The following is a 15243-nucleotide window of genomic DNA, read 5'->3' as shown; positions in this document are numbered from 1 at the left end:
TTACGCCATGAGCACCTACTCACCGCCCCCGACCCAACGCAGCACACCGACCCAACCGTCGGCAGCAACGCTGGAGACGATTCTCGCCAAGCTGGAAACGATGGAGCAGACGTTGCAGCAGCTCGCACACGTGATGAGTCCCGTGCCGGATGCGATGGCCACCGCCACCGATCTGCTGGATGCGTACGCCGCCCGACAACAGGAACAGGGACAGGACCCGGAAGAGAACACCCGGCAAGCGTTGTTGTTGCTGGAGCGCCTGACCCGCTCCCACACCCTGCACCACCTCCAGACGCTGCTGCAGGTCGCCGACCAGTCGCCTGAGCTGGTGGCACACCTGGTGGACCTGACCGACACCTGGGCCGATCAGGCGGCCGACCGTGGCATTGACCTGGAAGACCGGCTTAAACGCCTGCAGGCGTTGGTCGTGCAGGCCACCGCGCCGCTGGTGCTGGAAAAAGCCGAAGCCCTGGTGGCCCTGACGGCACAGGCCGATGAACTGATGAGTTTCGCAGTCGATCAGGTGGACGATTCTATCCGGACGTTACAGGACCGGGGACTCGACCCGCATGCCCTGGCCGACGACGGTTTACAACTTATGGCTATGCTGGCGGCAGCCTACCGGCAGACAAAACAAGCGCCGCCACGCAGTGTAGGCCCGCTGGGGCTGTTGAAAGCCCTGTCCGATCCGGATTTTCAGAAGTTTCTGGGGTTTGTCACCCAACTGGGAAAGCACGTAGGGCAACAGTTGTAAGACGTACCCAAAGAGAGCCGCCCGGCTCCCTCCGTTGCAGAGGGTGCCGGGCGGCTCGTTAGGTTTAGGCGTGTACGCGGGTACTTTCGGCCTGGTGGATGTTGCGAATGCCTTCGATCAGCGCATCGGGATTGAACGATACGCTATCGATGCCTTCTTCTACCAAGAACTGCGCGAACGTCGGGTCGTCGCTGGGGGCCTGCCCGCACAAGCCGATCTTCGTATGGGTTTTGTGGGCCGACGCAATCACCATTGCAATCATGGCTTTGACGGCGGGATCGTTGGCCCGAAACAGGCCGCTCAGTAGATCGGAGTCCCGGTCGATGCCCAGTGTGAGTTGCGTCAGGTCGTTGGAACCGATGGAAAAGCCATCGAAATACGCGGCAAAGGCTTCGGCCTGCATCACGTTGCTGGGCAACTCCACCATCATGTACAACTCCAGACCGTTCTGCCCCCGCTCCAGGCCGCACTGGGCCATGATGTCGATCACCCGGCGTGCCTCTTCAAACGTACGGCAGAAGGGAATCATCACCTTGACGTTTTCCAGCCCCATCACGTCCCGCACCTGCCGCAAGGCGCGGCATTCCAGCTCAAAGCCGGGCTGGTAACGCGGGTGGTAATAGCGCGACGCGCCCCGGAAACCCAGCATCGGGTTGGCCTCCTGCGGCTCAAACAAGTGCCCGCCGATCAGGTTGGCGTACTCGTTGGACTTGAAATCCGACATCCGCACGATGACGTCATGAGGGTGGAACGCCGCCGCAATGGTCGCCACCGCTTCGGCCAGCTTCTCGACAAAATAGGCTTCCTTGTCCGGATAATGACGCGTCAGCGCTTCAATGCGCGCCTTTACGGCCTCGTCTTCAAGCTGCGCAAACTGTTTGAGCGCCATCGGGTGAATCTGGATGGCGTTGTTGATGATGAACTCCATCCGCATCAGCCCGATGCCCCGGTGGGGGTACTGGGCCAGTTGGAAGGCCTGATCCGGGTCTCCCAGAATCAGCATCACCTGCGTCTGCGGCAAGTCAATGTCGGTCAAGTCTAGTGCCTTTTCTTCCCAGGCCAGCTTCCCGTCGTACACCACGCCGCGTGCGCCTTCCGCACAGGAAAGCGTCACCTCCTGTCCATCCCGAATGGTCGACGTGGCGTTGCCAGTGCCTACCACCGCGACGGCGCCTACTTCGCGCGCCACAATGGCTGCGTGGCTGGTGCGCCCGCCCTGGTTGGTGACAATGCCCGCGGCTTTTTTCAGGATGGGGTCCCAGTCGGGATTGGTCATGGGGGTTACCAGAATCTCGCCTTCCTGTAGCTTGTGGGCTTCCGACGGACTGTGCAGAATGCGAGCCCGGCCGGAGGCGATTCGGTTGCCCAGGCCAATGCCCTGGCACAGCACCGGTCCTTTTTCTTGCAGAGTGTAGGTCGACAGCGTAGCGGCCCGGCCGGATCGCTGGCTGCTGTGTACCGTTTCGGGGCGGGCCTGAACAATGAACAATTTGCCGGTGTAGCCATCTTTAGCCCACTCAATGTCCATCGGGCGGCCGTAGTGCTTTTCGATGCGCAATGACCAGCGTGCCAGCAAGGTGACCTCGTCGTCACTCAGCACAAACTGGTCGCGCTTTTCGGTGGGCGTATCCAGGTTCACGATGCCGCTGCTCCCGTCGGTGCAGGTCATCATGGTCTGTAGCTTGCTACCAAGGCGACGCGACAGAATCGCGGGCCGGCCCTGTTGCAGCGTCGGTTTGAATACGTAGAATTCGTCCGGATTGACCGATCCCTGTACCACATTCTCGCCCAGGCCCCAGGCGCCCGTCAGCAGCACCACGCGGTCGAACCCGGTGTTGGGATCGAGGGTAAAAATCACCCCCGAAGCGCCCTGGTCCGATCGCACCATGAGCTGCACCCCGACCGACAACGCCACCGGCTCGTGCTCGAATCCCTGGTCTTCGCGGTACTTGATGGCGCGGTCCGTGTAGAGCGAAACGAAACACCGGTGGCATTTTTCCAGCAGCTCCTGATAGCTCTTCACGTTCAGAAACGACTCCTGTTGCCCGGCAAAACTGGCCTCCGGCAGGTCTTCGGCTGTGGCGCTACTGCGGACTGCCAGCGCCACGCCGTGCCCGTAGCGGTTCGCCAGGTAGTCGTATCCTTCCTGCAGGGCCTGTTCGAGCACCGCAGGGAGATGTGCCTGACGCATGAGCTCCCGCGCCTGTTCGCCGACTTTCGTCAGGTTGGAAAAATCGTTGCGGTCCAGGCGCGCGAGGCATTTCCGAAGCGGCGTTCGGAGGTTGTTTTCGTCCAGGAACAGACGGTACGCCTCGGCGGTGGTCGCAAATCCGTCGGGCACCTGGATGCCCTCCGCCGAGAGATTCTGGTACATTTCGCCGAGCGAGGCATTTTTTCCGCCCACCTGCGGCAGGCTCTTCAGGTCAATTTCGTGGAAATAGCGAATCAGTGTCATGGCAATAGAAGTAAAGTGATGAAGCGTCTGCGGTGGGGACTGGCCGGGCCTCAAAGCGTACGGGACAAAAAGCGATTGAGGTCGTTTTTCATTTCGCCGTACAGCCGTACAAATACCTGCATCTGGCCCCGCATTTCGGCGTGGTCTTCCAGACGCCGGTAGTCGCTGGCGACGGGATATTCCTGCGCCTGCCGTTCCAGCGTGTGCTCGTGTACTCCGATGGCGTGTCGTAGCTCGTCGATCAGCTCGTTCTGAATGATCAACTGGGTTTCGAAATGGTCGACCCAGGCTTTCACGTCCTGTTGGGTGGTGTGGATGGACACTTCGCCGAGTCGGTTATTCAATACCTGAAGCTCGTCGCGGTAGAAATCAAGCTGCCGGGTCCACGTCTGGTGGTCGTCGTGCAGCACGCTCAAGGGTTTAGGGATAGTGGTCATGTTCGTATCGAAAGGTGGGTGGAAAGTGGATTTACTGAACGGCAACCTGCCGGTGGGCAGGCGCGGCACTGGCTTCGAGGTTGGGCAGGTAAATGTGCAGGAGGCCGTTCTGATAGCTCGCCTCGATGCGCCCCTCGTCAATGCCGGTCGGCAGGGCAAAGTCGCGTTGCTGGTAGGTCATGTCGATTTCCTGGCGAACCAGGTTCGGCTTTTCGTCCGCGGCGGCCGGCTTTTGGGCCCGCACTTTCAGGATGTGCTGCTCGACCGAGACCGAGATTTCTTCTTTCCGGAAACCCGGCAAAGCCACTTCGAGGTCGTATCCTTTGATGGCCTGTGTGCAGTTGGTCGGGGGATACGAGAAACGGAGTTCGTCGAAAGCGCTCCGACCCAGAAAATGATCTGTGTCAATCAAGTGACCCAGGCGGTCGCCGATGCGGTGAAAGGTGTCATTTGTGTGTAACATGGTTGTAACGGTTAGGGGTGTAGAAAAACGGTGCCTGTTCAGGCTCGGAAGGTCAACAGGGGGACGTGGGTCCGAAAGCAGAGGTGTGTGGTGTGGCTCCTTTCCAGCAACCGCTCAAAGAGCGTGTGCTGCTGGGGCATCATCGCCAGCAGGTCGGCCGGATGCGCTTGCAAATGCGTCAGAATGCCCGTTTCTACGTCGCTGTAGCGTTCGATCCGGAACGTGTGGGGAACCGCCTGCAGCAGCTGTTTCAGGTCACGCCCCGCCTCGACTTCGGCCTCCGAGAGCCACTCGTACTTGCCCAGCACGTACAGCACATCGACGTGAGCCTGGCACGCTTGGGCCAACCGGACAAGTGGTCGGTACGCCTCCAGTTCGATGTCTTCCTGATAGTCGGCGGCCAGCAGCATGCGGTTGATGCCCTGATAACGCGCCTGCGCGGGCACGGCCAACACCGGCACCGAGACGCGTCGCATCAGGTGCGTGGTAGTGCTGCCCAACAGGGCGGCCAGTCCGGTAGCACCTTCCGCACCCATCACGACCAAATCGTACCCGCCATGCGTTGCCACGTTTTCCAGCGTTTCTTCTATCGGTCCGATCTGACGGGCCAATTCGTACGGTACGGCTTGATGGGCCAGGAATTCGGCTTCCAGTTCGATCAGTTGCCGGTCGATGGCCTCGGTACGCGCCTGCTTTTGCACGCGTTCTTCCAGCATAACGGTCTGCGTCGAGTAGATCGGATAGACGTGAATGGGCACTTCGTAGACGGTCAGTACCGTCAGCCTGGCGTCCAGTTGCCGGGCCAGCCCGACGGCATACCGCAGGGCGTTGTTCGCAGCAGGTGAAAAATCGGTCGGTACTAAAATACGGGAGATCATGGCAGTGGGGGTTAAGGTGGGGAGATGACTTAGCGAAACGTCGGCGAGGAAGCCGGCTGGGCAACGGCGGAAGTGCGCACCCACTGGAACAGCCGGTCGGCGTCTTCTTTCCGGCAGAGCTCCGTGCCGGCGTGCAGGGTAGCGGCCGAACCGCAGGCGACACCGTATTGCACTGCGTCCAGCAGAGCGTCGCCGTTCGCCAGGCACCACACCAAGCCCCCGACCAGGCTGTCGCCCGCTCCGACCGTGCCGCGCGGTTTTACCGTCGGGGCCGCTACGTAGGCAATGCCTTCGGAAGTGACCACCATGGCACCCCGGGGCCCGAGCGATACCACGGCCACCTGGCACATGTTCTGTTCCAGCAGCTGCCGGGCCAGTCGTTCCTGCGTGGGGGCGTCGATGCTATCGCGGCCGGTTAGCGAAGCGAGTTCGTTCAGGTTCGGTTTCAACAGGTAGACGCCCTGCCGGGCGGCGTGCAACAGAGGCTCGCCTGAGGTATCCAGAATGAAGCGCACGCCTTGTTCGTGCGCCAGCTGGGCCACCTTTCCGTAGAAATCGGGGGAAAGGCCCGGCGGCAGGCTGCCGCTGGCCACAAGGTAGTGCGCCCCGGTGAGGGCTTTCCGCAGGATGTGCAGCACCTGAGTTCCTTCGTCGGCCTGCACCTGCGGGCCGGGCATCAGAAAGCGGTACTGCTGCTGGGTGCTGGTGACCACCACGGTCAGGTTTTCGCGTGTCCAGCCACGGATCGGAATCGCCTGGTAGGGCACTTTTTCCTGCGCCAGCAGGGCTTCCAGGTGTTGCCCGGCAGGTCCGCCACTCAGGAACAAGCTCAGCGCTTCTCCACCCAGCCGACGCACCACCCGCGCCACGTTGATGCCCCCGCCCCCCGCGTTAAAGTAAGGTCGGTCGCACCGCAGTTTACGTTCCGGAACCAGCTCGGCTACGGTAGCGCTCTTGTCGAGCGCCGGATTCAGGGTCAGGGTCACAATCTTTTTCATAGCAGTGTAATAGCAAGTCAGAAATACAATCTAAGGTAGCGCGCATGGCGGCGTACGAGGCTCAGCACTCGACCACAACCAGGTGGTCTTCTACGTGCAGGACGCCCGGCACCGACCACGCCGCCGCCGCGGCATCGCGACGTTCCTGCCAGGAGCGGACTTGCCCCCGCAGAATGACGTTGTCGGCGCGCACTTCCACTCCAACCCGGTCGGCATCTTGCAGGGCACTGCGCTCAAACGCCTCCCGGATTCGGGCTTCGACGTCGGGGGCGCTCACAACCGGGTGCACCACCAGACGATTGATCACCCCACGCACCCCGGCCAGACGCGCTACGGCCGCCAACAGCTCCTCTTTCAGATCACTTTCGGGTACTTCGCCGCGCAGGGTTATGCGACCCGCTTCGACCTTGATTTTCACCTGCGGCACCTCGTACGGCGCTACTTCAGATACGGCGCGTTGCGCCAGGTCTTGGTCGTCGGTCAATGGGGTTTCGGCCAGCGGCACCCGCAGCGCGACGACCATCGCCCGAACCCCCGGATGGTGCTGCACAAGGTCTTCGAGGCGGCACTTCTGGCGCAGGTCAGCGACGTGTCCGCGCAGCGTCACAATGCCCTCGCGGACCGTGAGGCTTACCCCTGCGGTGCTGATGCCGGGTGCTTGCCAAAACCGCTGCAGGAGTTCCTGCTGTACGCGACTGTCGGTGTTCATGGCGTTGGAGGGAAGGGTGAATGAACGAGGGTAAAAGTCGCCATCAGCACACTGATTATGAATGACTTACATCACAAGCTGGTATGATCCTCATCATCGGAGGCAGGCCCAAAAATCCGGTTCTTTGCCTGCGTAGAGGTGCCCCGTCTCTGGAAACTGCCTTTACTGATTTGCTCCTGTCGCTTCTCGCGGAATACGGTCCGCGATGCCTTTGTACTCTCCCTTTTCCTTTGCACGTTATCCCTCCCTCTCCCATGACTCCCTTCTTGCTTCTTCTGCTCAGCGGGCTGCTGGCCGCCCCGCAGCCTTCTACCATGACGGCCGACGAAACGATTCTCCTGCAGGAGCCTTCGCCGGGTGATCGTTACCTGACGGCCAGCCAGGTTTGGGTGCAAGCGCCCGTCGAGGGCGACCTGATTGTAGCAGCGCAAACCCTACGGGTGCAGGATACCGTCCGGCAGGATCTGATGGCCGTCGGCGGAGAGCTGACGATCGAAGGGTACGTCGGCGACGACATTCGCCTGGCGGGCGGCACTCTGATTCTGAACGGCGTTACCCAGGGTGACGTCATGGTGTTCGGTGGCGACGTGGTGGTGGGTCCGACGGCGCGCATTCTGGGCGATCTGCTGGTCTATGCCGGTGAGGTTCGTTTCGACGGGCACGTGCTGGGCAAGGTGGTGGCCTCGGGTGGGCAGCTCCACCTGCGGGGCATCATCGAACAAGGACTGGAAATACAACAGGCCGAGTCGCTCGACCTGGGCGGTGTCGTGTGGGGCAATGCTACCCTTTCGGCACGAACCATTTCCGTCCAGCCTACGGCACAGACCCACGGCACCGTGCATTACGCGACCAACGAGCTGATCAAACCCGCGCCTCTGGAAGGCTGGGAATTTGATCCGACCCTCGCGCCTGACGACACCCGGACGTGGAGCTTCGTCGGGTTTGCCGTCTTTTACCTGCTCGCTTCCCTGTTGGTCATTTTGCTGATGCAGGTAATTTTTCAACGTTTTCTGCCACCGGCCGCCAAAACGCTCTTCCGCGAAACCGGCAAAAGCCTGGGTTACGGTTTTTTGTATTTGCTGGGCCTCCCCCCGCTGATTGCGCTGCTGGCCGCTTCGGTCGTGGGCATTCCGGTATCCCTGTTTGCCCTGGCGGCCTACCTGTTCAGTTTGATTTTTGGCCCTGCCATCGCCGGGCTGGTGCTGGCGCACGGGTTCCGGCAGCGTTACGAACGCCGCTGGCGCCCTTTCACCACGGCGCTGATGGCCCTTCTGGCGACGGTGGTGGTGCAGTGGCTGTTCTTCATCCCGCTGGTCGGGTTTCTGCTGAGCGTGCTGGTAATTACGGCTGCGTTCGGCGCACTGCTGATCGACCTGCGGGCGGCCTACCTGGCTACCCGACGCCAGCAGGGAATGCTTATTTCACACTGAAAGGCTACTTACCAGACGCTACCCATGTCGTGTGAGGAGGATCACCCCGCCCGATGACGCAGGTCATTCCGTTCTTCCGTCAGGCTGCCGATCTTGCTGTTGTGGCTTGTTTACATGTTTCACCCAAAACCCCTCTATGAGGACCACACATGGCTTTGTTACACCGCAACTTCCCTGCGCTGCCGGAAACCGATGCACTCCTGGCAGACCTGTTCGACGACGAACGTTGGACGAATTTTCCCTTCGGGAACGGCCGCCGCTTCTCCATGCCGGCGGTAAACGTGCTGGAACACGCCGACCGGTTCGAAGTGGAGGTAGCGGCACCCGGCCTCCGGAAAAAGGACTTTCGCCTCCAGATTGACGGCGGGGTGCTGACCATCAGCGCCGAAACAAAAGAAGAGCATAGCCAGGAAGCGAAAACGTATACGCGGCGCGAGTTCAACTACCGCTCGTTCCGCCGGACGTTTACCCTCCCCGACTCGGTGGATGCGGAGCAGATTCGCGCCCGCTACGACGGCGGTATCCTGCACCTGTCCTTGCCCAAACAGGAAAAAGCCCGGCATCTGTCAAGCCGGGAGATCAAGATCAACTGATTGTACTGCGTTCGTTCATGCTTCTCTCCGAGCGAAAGGGCTGCAAAACGGCCTTTTCGCTTTTTCGTACGTGAACGCGCTTCTTTCATCCCCGTGCCGATGCCTACCATGCGCTCCCCTTCCTCATCGCTGCTGTTCTGGCTGCAACTGATCCTGTTCGGTGGCCTGATTCTGTACTTCGGCCAGACCGTGTGGGTGACGCTCAGCTTTGCATTTCTGATCAGTTTTGTGCTGTATCCGTTCTGCCGTTGGCTGGAACGCCGGCGCGTGCCGCGGTCACTGTCCATTGGCTTCGCGCTGCTGGCGTTTGTATTGGTGGTGGCCGGGGTGGCGGTGTTGCTGATCCGCCAACTGATGCAGTTCCGGCAACTCTGGCCGGCGTTGTCGGCAAAGGTGACCGGGCAACTCCACCGGCTGACGGATTACCTCGATGCCCTGTTGCAGGCAGGACAGGACGACCGCCAGCAGTGGCTTTCGTCGGCACTCTCCAGCGCCCTGCAGCATACTGTTGGGCAGTTACCCGGCGTGCTTTATTCCACCTCGGTGTCGGCCGTACTGGTGCTGTTGATTCCGATCTTTGCGGCGCTGATTCTTTTTTACCGTGACCTGTTGGTCACGTCTGTGCTGCACCTGGCCCCGCCCCACTGGCGAAATGCCTTTGCGACAGCACTTCCGGAGGTCATCAACACGTATTACAATTTTATCAAGGGGATGGCGCTGGTCTACCTGGCCGTGGGCATTCTCAACAGCCTGGGCCTGCTGCTGCTTGGCGTGCCTCAGGCGATTTTCTTTGGCTTTATGGCCTCGGTGCTCACCTTCATTCCGTACGTGGGCATCACGGTGGGCGCGCTGCTGCCGATGGCAGTTGCCTGGCTCACGTACGACTCGCTCTACTATCCGCTGGGGGTGGTCGTGGTGTTTGTGATCGTGCAACTCCTGGAAGCCAACGTCATTTTTCCCGTGGCCGTGGGGTATAAGCTCCGCATCAATACGCTCGTGTTGCTTCTGGTGATTCTGGCGGGTGGCCTCCTTTGGGGAACGGCCGGCATGATCCTTTTCATTCCTTTCGTCGGCATCCTGAAACTTTTCTCGGAACGGGTGCCGGCCTGGAAACCGCTGGCGCTTTTGCTCGGCACGCACGAAGATCCGCCTTCGTCTACCCGAAAAGCGGCGTAACCTCACTCCGATGGCACGGCATGGGCGCCGTACTGAGCGGCTCCCCACAAGGCCGTTTGCTGGTTGAGCACCACGTACACAGGCACTTTTTCCAGAAGCGGACGCAGCCGCCCCACCTGCAAAAAGCGCGGCAAAAATGCATCGGGGGTGACCAGCGGGCGGATGCGCGGCACAATGCCGCCGCCGATAAAGAGTCCACCGGTGGCTTTCAGTTTCAGCACCAGATTGGCTGCCTCCTGCGCCAGGTAATGCACAAACAATTGCATCGTCTCCAGGCAAATCGGGCATTGCTGCCGCATCGCACCCTCGCTGATGGCCTTGGCCAGTGACGCGTCCGAGGGGTGGTCGGCCAGCCAAGCCGGTACCGGACGGCGTTCTACCTCTTTCAGAAAGGTGTAAATGTTCACCAGACCGGGGCCGGAAACCAGCCGTTCCCAGCTCACGTGCCCAAACTGCTCGCGGAGGTAGCGCCAGAGCCGCGCGTCCTGTTCGGTTCGTGGTGCAAAGTCGGCATGTCCCCCTTCGGTAGGAAATGGCCGGTAACGTTCGCCGTCCCAAAACAGACCGGCTTCGCCCAGACCGGTGCCGGGCGAAAGGATGGCCGCATTCCCCTCCGCCGACGGCGTGCCGGGGCAGAGCACCGCGAAGTCGTGTGCGGGCAGCGCAGCCAGTCCGTACGCACTGGCTTCCAGATCGTTCAGCAACGAGACGGGAATACCGTTCCAGTGCTGACTCAGTTGCGCGGCGTCGACCGTCCAGGGCAGGTTGGTGGTCTGCGCTTTTCCGGCCACGACGGGACCCGCCACGCCAAGGCTGAGGCGATCCGGCGCCGGGGCCATCGTCCGAAAATGGTCCAACAATTCGATCAGGGATGCATAGGCCGCCGACGCGTACGTATGCTGCGCCAGCGGGGTAGCCCGGCCCTCGGCAAAACGCACCAGGGCCACATCGGTTTTGGTTCCGCCTACGTCTACCGCCAGCACGTTGCCGCAAAAGGGCGTGGCCGACGGAAACGCGACGGGGACAGAAACAACGGAAGTAAGGGTTTCGGTATCGAGCATGGGATCAGAACTCAGTGGGTGAAACAAAAACGGCGACTGTCCTTTGAAGAGCAGCCTACGGCAAAGCAAGCTTTCTGACGGCGTTTTGGCCATGACCTTTCCCAGCGCTTCGACTGATTCCGCTCAGTTTTCGCGAAAGGTAAACAGCGGAACAGTGCTGTGCAGCGCCATCCGATGGGTGTGGCTGCCCTTGAACAGACGATCGAAAAACGTGTGGGATCGGGGCATCATGGCCAACAGGTCGGTCGCGTGTTGCGTCATAAATATCGCAAGCCCCTCTTCCACACGCGGGTGGGCAATCTGATGAAACGAAACGCTGGCCTGCGGAAAGGCGGCCTCAAGTACTGACCGGTTCGGATGCGCGGCGGTGCCCGGCCGAGCCGAGGTTGCCTCTACGTACACCACCTGCAACTCAGCGTCCAGCAATGCTACCAGATCGGCCAGGGGTTGCAAGGCTTCCGGCCGGAGGGCAGTAGCGTCGGTGGCAAAGGCAATGCGCCGGACGGGCCGCAACGGAGCGTTTTCAGGAACGGCCAGCACCGGACAGGGCGCACGCCGGATGGTGTCGCTGGTGTTGCTGCCCAGCAGCTCAGCAATGCCGTCGGCACCCCGCGTTCCCATCACAATCAGGTCGATGCGGTCGTCCGGAATGCAGTGCCGCAGGTGATCCTGCAAATTGCCTTCTTCGATGCGAAACACGGAGGGCAGGTTGCCCAGCATCGGCAGTCGCTTCTGGAGTTCCTGAAAGTTGTGCTCGGCTGCGTCGCGCATGTGGCGCAACTGCTGCACCCGCTTCGGCGCGGGCTCGGTTGCCAGCGGCGCATGCAGCGTATGGCAAAACACCAGGTAGGCCCCGCTGCGCTCGGCCAGGGTTAGCGCGTAGTGCAGGGCTTGCTCGGCGCAGGTCGAGAAATCGGTCGGTACCAGAATGCCTCGGATCATAGCGTTCGGAACGTAGCGGCCCATCAAGCGGGCGCAGGTTTTAAGCCTGAGCGTCGTGCAGTACGAGCAGCGGCAGGTGGGTATGCTGCGCCAGGCGTCTGGTCCAGCTGCGGTGAAACAGCGCCTGCCAGAAGCGCCGCGTGTGGTGGGTCATGACGAGCAGATCGGCCCCCAGCCACTGAATAAATTCCAGGATGCCGTCTTCGACCGAAGCGTGTTCGTTGAAATGACAGGAAACCTGCGGATAGTCGACCGTCTGGTAGATGTGCTCGAAACGTTTCATGGTTTCGTGTTTGGTCTGGTCGTCGGCCTCGGTCAGGGCATGGAAGAAGAAAAGCTGCGCGTTACTCTGGCGCGCCATGGCCAACACCACCGGCAATTCGTCCGACAGACGCTCGTGCTCGTCTACCACCACGGCGATTTTGCGAAACGGCTCCCATACCTGCCCCTCCGGCACCACCAGGACCGGGCACGGCGCTTTTACAGCTACCTCGGCCGTGAGGGTGCCCAGCAGCTTGGCCAGCCCACTGTCGCCCCCGGTGCCCATCACGATCAACGCGGCCTGCTGCGCTTCAGCCTCGGCAATGATGGCCTCCAGCGCAAAGCCGGAGCGGCTCCGGGTGATCACCTCGACGGCCGTGCCCTCGGGTTGCTCCTGCCCTAACTGCTGGGCCAGAGTATGCAATTTGTCATCGCACTGCGCTGCCAGATCGTCGACCACGCGCTCGGGTACGTACGTCCCGTCGACCGGAGCCAGTTCGGACAGATGAAACGCGTGGAGCAGCAGCAGACGGAACTGGAGGGACTGAGCCAGGTCGTAGGCATAGCGGGCGCCGTTCTCGGCTATTTCGCTGAAATCGGTGGGGCAAACGAGGGTTTTCATGAGGGAGTGGTTTAGGTTGTTCGCAACAAGAGAAGGCCGCGCTACACGACGCTGCTTTGCGCAAGCGGCGCAAACTCGTGGACGGCTTCGCCCAGATCGTAAACCGGCACCAGTCCGCGAAAACGTTCGGACAGCATGCTGGCACCGGCCGCCGACTGGTACCCACCGGCACAGTGAACCACAATGGGGAGTTCGGTAGGCACCTCCGACATCCGCCGCTTCAGTTCCGGCAGTGGAATGGCATGGGCATGTGCAAAATAACGTTTTGCTTTGGCTTCTGCCGGCAGGCGCACGTCCAGAATGGTGTACTCGTCCGGATGCATCCGGAAATTGGTCAGGTTGAGCACCTGTTCCCGCTCCAGGCCATCGTCAGGATTGCACTGCACGCCCAGCAGCTGTTTTTCGTACCCGATGGACGCGATCCGGCGTAGCACCGACCCGGCGGCGGCGGTGTCTTCTACCACCAGATAAAACGGTTCGTACGGCCGGACCAGCGTACCCAGCCAGGTTTCGAACTTATCGTCGGGCGCACACCGCAGGTTGATGGCGCCGGCCACATGGCCCGCCCGGAACGCTTCCGAGCGCCGCGTATCGATCACGGTGACGCGTGCATCGCGCCGGGTGTGGGGTCCCATCCACCGTACCTGCTGCAGACTCTCGGCATAGGCCGGAAAGCCCGCCCGGTTCTGGATGATGTCGAACGAGAAATAAGGCGGACGAAAAGGCGGGTTTTCCAGCAGGTTCTGGATAAACTCTTTGCGCCCGCTGGTCCGAAACGCCCAGTTGTTTCGCTTTTCCCAGCCCAGCGTGCTGTACCGCTCCGAACGGATCTGACGGCCGCACAACGAACCCGATCCGTGCGTGGGGTAAATCAGTATGTCTTCCTGCAAGGGTTCGTAAACGCGTTGCAACGTCTTGTACATCAGCTCCGCCAGTACCCGACGGCTGATCGAAATGGGCAGGTCGCCTTCGTGCAGGTCGGGGCGCCCCACGTCGCCCATCAGCAGCGAATCGCCCGTAAAAATGGCGTGCGGCTCGCCCAGCTCATCGCGCAACAGGTAGGCGTTGTGGTCGAGCGAGTGGCCCGGCGTGTAGCGGGTTTGCAGCCCCACGTTCCCCACCCGAATCCAGTCCCCTTCGTCGACCGCGCGGTGGGGGTATGTGACCCGTGCCCGCGGATTGACATAGATAACGGCGCCATGCTTCTCGTGAAACTCCAGATGGCTGCTGGCAAAGTCGGCATGGGGATGCGTTTCCAGCACGGCCACAATGCGACCGAAGTGCTGACGCGCGTAAGCAAGGTACGGCTCCGGGTCGCGCCCGGGGTCTACCAGGGCAATTTCGCGACCACTGCAAACGGCGTAAGACGCATGCGCCAACGTAGGATTATAAAAGGTGTGAACGTGCATAAGAAGGAACGTAAGAGCGATTCGGACAGTCCGCCGCGTAAGCAAGGCGGATCAAACGGGGTTGCATTCTCCGTGGGAACGGGGGTATCGAGTTGGCAGCGGCCCGGGGCCGGTCGCGTTGCTTCGGGAAATCAGTGCGCCAGGCTGGCAAAATTGTGCGCTTCCGGAAGCGCGTCTTCGTCGGTTGCCCGTTCCAGCGGACACGTCCAGATGACCTGATGGGTGTGGTTGACCACCTGTTCGGCCAGGCTCCCGCCGGCCAGGAAGCGTTGCAGCCCCCGCCGTCCGTGTGTGCCCATGGCCAGCATATCGCCTTTCAGGTCTTCCATAAAGTGGCGTATACCGCTTTCTTTGCTCTCTTCGAAGTAGAAGTGAAACTGCGCTTCCAAGCCGTATTGCTCCCGGAAATGGTTCCAGCGCTGTTCGGCCACGCGGCTCGGCACCCAATCGAGGGGCGTCACGACGTAGAGCACGTGCAACTCGGCCCCCAAAAACGGCAGCAGGTCGCGCAAGGCGGTAATCACCCCGCTCTGCTCTTCCATCAGGTCGCTCACAAAAACCACCCGACGGATGTCGGCCAGGTCCACCAGCGCTTTGCTGACCAACACCGGACAAGGAGCAAACCGCACCACACGCTCGGCAACCGACCCGAACAGCAGTTCGTCGAGTCCGGTGCAGCCTTTCGAGCCCATTACAATCAGGCTGGCGTGGGTCTGCCGGGCACGCTGCACGATGCGCTGCGTGGGGGTACCGATGTCCACAAACGTGTGCAGGGTCAGGTCGGCATAGTCCGGATTCTGCCGCAGGGTGTCCAGCATCTGGCCAGCCTGTTCTTCCCAGTCGGTCAGCAAATTGCCCTGCGCCAGGCTGTAGGCGCCGTAGGCGTAGGTGGGTGGAAGCTCCACCACGTGCATCAGTTCGAGGGAAGCCGAAGCTTTCCGAGCCAGTTGGGCAGCCAGGTGCAACGCCTGTTGGGACGGCGCCGAGAAATCGAGGGGAACCAGAATCTTTTTCATGAGTATAGGGAGAAGAGGATGATGATCGGCCGGTAGGAA

At 61.2% G+C, this 15243-nt stretch carries 15 protein-coding genes; 4 read left to right on the top strand and 11 right to left on the bottom strand.

Translation table 11 applies throughout. From position 1 onward, the window contains the following. The first annotated feature begins 7 nt into the window (after window positions 1–7). On the top strand, window positions 8–754 hold the full coding sequence (locus BLR44_RS20115; RefSeq protein WP_089685469.1) for a DUF1641 domain-containing protein: 747 nt from the start codon (window positions 8–10) through the stop codon (window positions 752–754). A gap of 64 nt (window positions 755–818) precedes the next feature. On the opposite strand, the gene ppsA is transcribed toward BLR44_RS20115, so the two are convergent. The 6 genes from ppsA to BLR44_RS20085 all read right to left on the bottom strand — a co-directional run bounded on the left by ppsA (window position 819) and on the right by BLR44_RS20085 (window position 6694). Next, entirely contained in the window at window positions 819–3209 is a 2391-nt protein-coding gene (ppsA, locus tag BLR44_RS20110) for a phosphoenolpyruvate synthase (protein WP_089685467.1), read from the bottom strand. 50 nt (window positions 3210–3259) lie between these two features. Continuing rightward, window positions 3260–3646 carry a hypothetical protein gene (locus tag BLR44_RS20105; RefSeq protein ID WP_143017394.1) on the bottom strand — a complete coding sequence of 129 codons (387 nt, stop codon included), beginning with the start codon at window positions 3644–3646 and terminating at the stop codon, window positions 3260–3262. Window positions 3647–3677: 31 nt separating this feature from the next. Further along, window positions 3678–4109, bottom strand: coding sequence for an Hsp20/alpha crystallin family protein (locus BLR44_RS20100; RefSeq protein WP_089685462.1), 432 nt, complete (start codon window positions 4107–4109; stop codon window positions 3678–3680). A 38-nt stretch (window positions 4110–4147) separates the two neighbouring features. Next, window positions 4148–4987 carry a universal stress protein gene (locus BLR44_RS20095; RefSeq protein WP_089685460.1) on the bottom strand — a complete coding sequence of 280 codons (840 nt, stop codon included), beginning with the start codon at window positions 4985–4987 and terminating at the stop codon, window positions 4148–4150. Between the two features lie 29 nt (window positions 4988–5016). Beyond that, a complete protein-coding gene (locus BLR44_RS20090; RefSeq protein ID WP_089685458.1) occupies window positions 5017–5985 on the bottom strand; it encodes a 1-phosphofructokinase family hexose kinase in 969 nt (322 codons plus the stop codon). Window positions 5986–6046: 61 nt separating this feature from the next. Continuing rightward, window positions 6047–6694 (bottom strand): BON domain-containing protein, encoded by a 648-nt coding sequence (locus BLR44_RS20085; protein WP_089685456.1) that lies wholly within the window; start codon window positions 6692–6694, stop codon window positions 6047–6049. Window positions 6695–6948: 254 nt separating this feature from the next. Between BLR44_RS20085 and BLR44_RS20080 the strand changes: the two genes are divergently transcribed. The 3 genes from BLR44_RS20080 to BLR44_RS20070 all read left to right on the top strand — a co-directional run bounded on the left by BLR44_RS20080 (window position 6949) and on the right by BLR44_RS20070 (window position 9893). Next, window positions 6949–8124 (top strand): polymer-forming cytoskeletal protein, encoded by a 1176-nt coding sequence (locus BLR44_RS20080; RefSeq protein ID WP_089685454.1) that lies wholly within the window; start codon window positions 6949–6951, stop codon window positions 8122–8124. Window positions 8125–8273: 149 nt separating this feature from the next. After that, window positions 8274–8717: an Hsp20/alpha crystallin family protein gene (locus BLR44_RS20075; protein ID WP_245706121.1), complete on the top strand. Its 444-nt coding sequence runs from the start codon at window positions 8274–8276 to the stop codon at window positions 8715–8717. Window positions 8718–8825: 108 nt separating this feature from the next. Continuing rightward, window positions 8826–9893 carry an AI-2E family transporter gene (locus BLR44_RS20070; RefSeq protein WP_089685898.1) on the top strand — a complete coding sequence of 356 codons (1068 nt, stop codon included), beginning with the start codon at window positions 8826–8828 and terminating at the stop codon, window positions 9891–9893. 2 nt (window positions 9894–9895) lie between these two features. Here the strand turns inward: BLR44_RS20070 and glk are convergent, their stop codons facing one another. The 5 genes from glk to BLR44_RS20045 all read right to left on the bottom strand — a co-directional run bounded on the left by glk (window position 9896) and on the right by BLR44_RS20045 (window position 15204). Beyond that, window positions 9896–10954, bottom strand: coding sequence for a glucokinase (glk, locus tag BLR44_RS20065; protein WP_089685896.1), 1059 nt, complete (start codon window positions 10952–10954; stop codon window positions 9896–9898). 123 nt (window positions 10955–11077) lie between these two features. Then, window positions 11078–11896 carry a universal stress protein gene (locus tag BLR44_RS20060; RefSeq protein WP_176956138.1) on the bottom strand — a complete coding sequence of 273 codons (819 nt, stop codon included), beginning with the start codon at window positions 11894–11896 and terminating at the stop codon, window positions 11078–11080. A 40-nt stretch (window positions 11897–11936) separates the two neighbouring features. Beyond that, window positions 11937–12779 (bottom strand): universal stress protein, encoded by an 843-nt coding sequence (locus BLR44_RS20055; RefSeq protein ID WP_089685451.1) that lies wholly within the window; start codon window positions 12777–12779, stop codon window positions 11937–11939. A gap of 41 nt (window positions 12780–12820) precedes the next feature. Further along, window positions 12821–14188: an MBL fold metallo-hydrolase gene (locus BLR44_RS20050; protein ID WP_089685449.1), complete on the bottom strand. Its 1368-nt coding sequence runs from the start codon at window positions 14186–14188 to the stop codon at window positions 12821–12823. 131 nt (window positions 14189–14319) lie between these two features. Continuing rightward, the gene (locus BLR44_RS20045; RefSeq protein ID WP_176956137.1) at window positions 14320–15204 is read right to left on the bottom strand and encodes a universal stress protein; all 885 of its coding nucleotides are present in this window, start codon (window positions 15202–15204) and stop codon (window positions 14320–14322) included. Between the last annotated feature and the right edge of the window lie 39 nt (window positions 15205–15243).

It is taken from the genome of Catalinimonas alkaloidigena, from assembly GCF_900100765.1.
Lineage (GTDB): Bacteria > Bacteroidota > Bacteroidia > Cytophagales > Flexibacteraceae > Mooreia > Mooreia alkaloidigena.
Note: the sequence above shows the minus strand (reverse complement) of the source record. Positions and strands in the feature narration are given on the sequence as shown.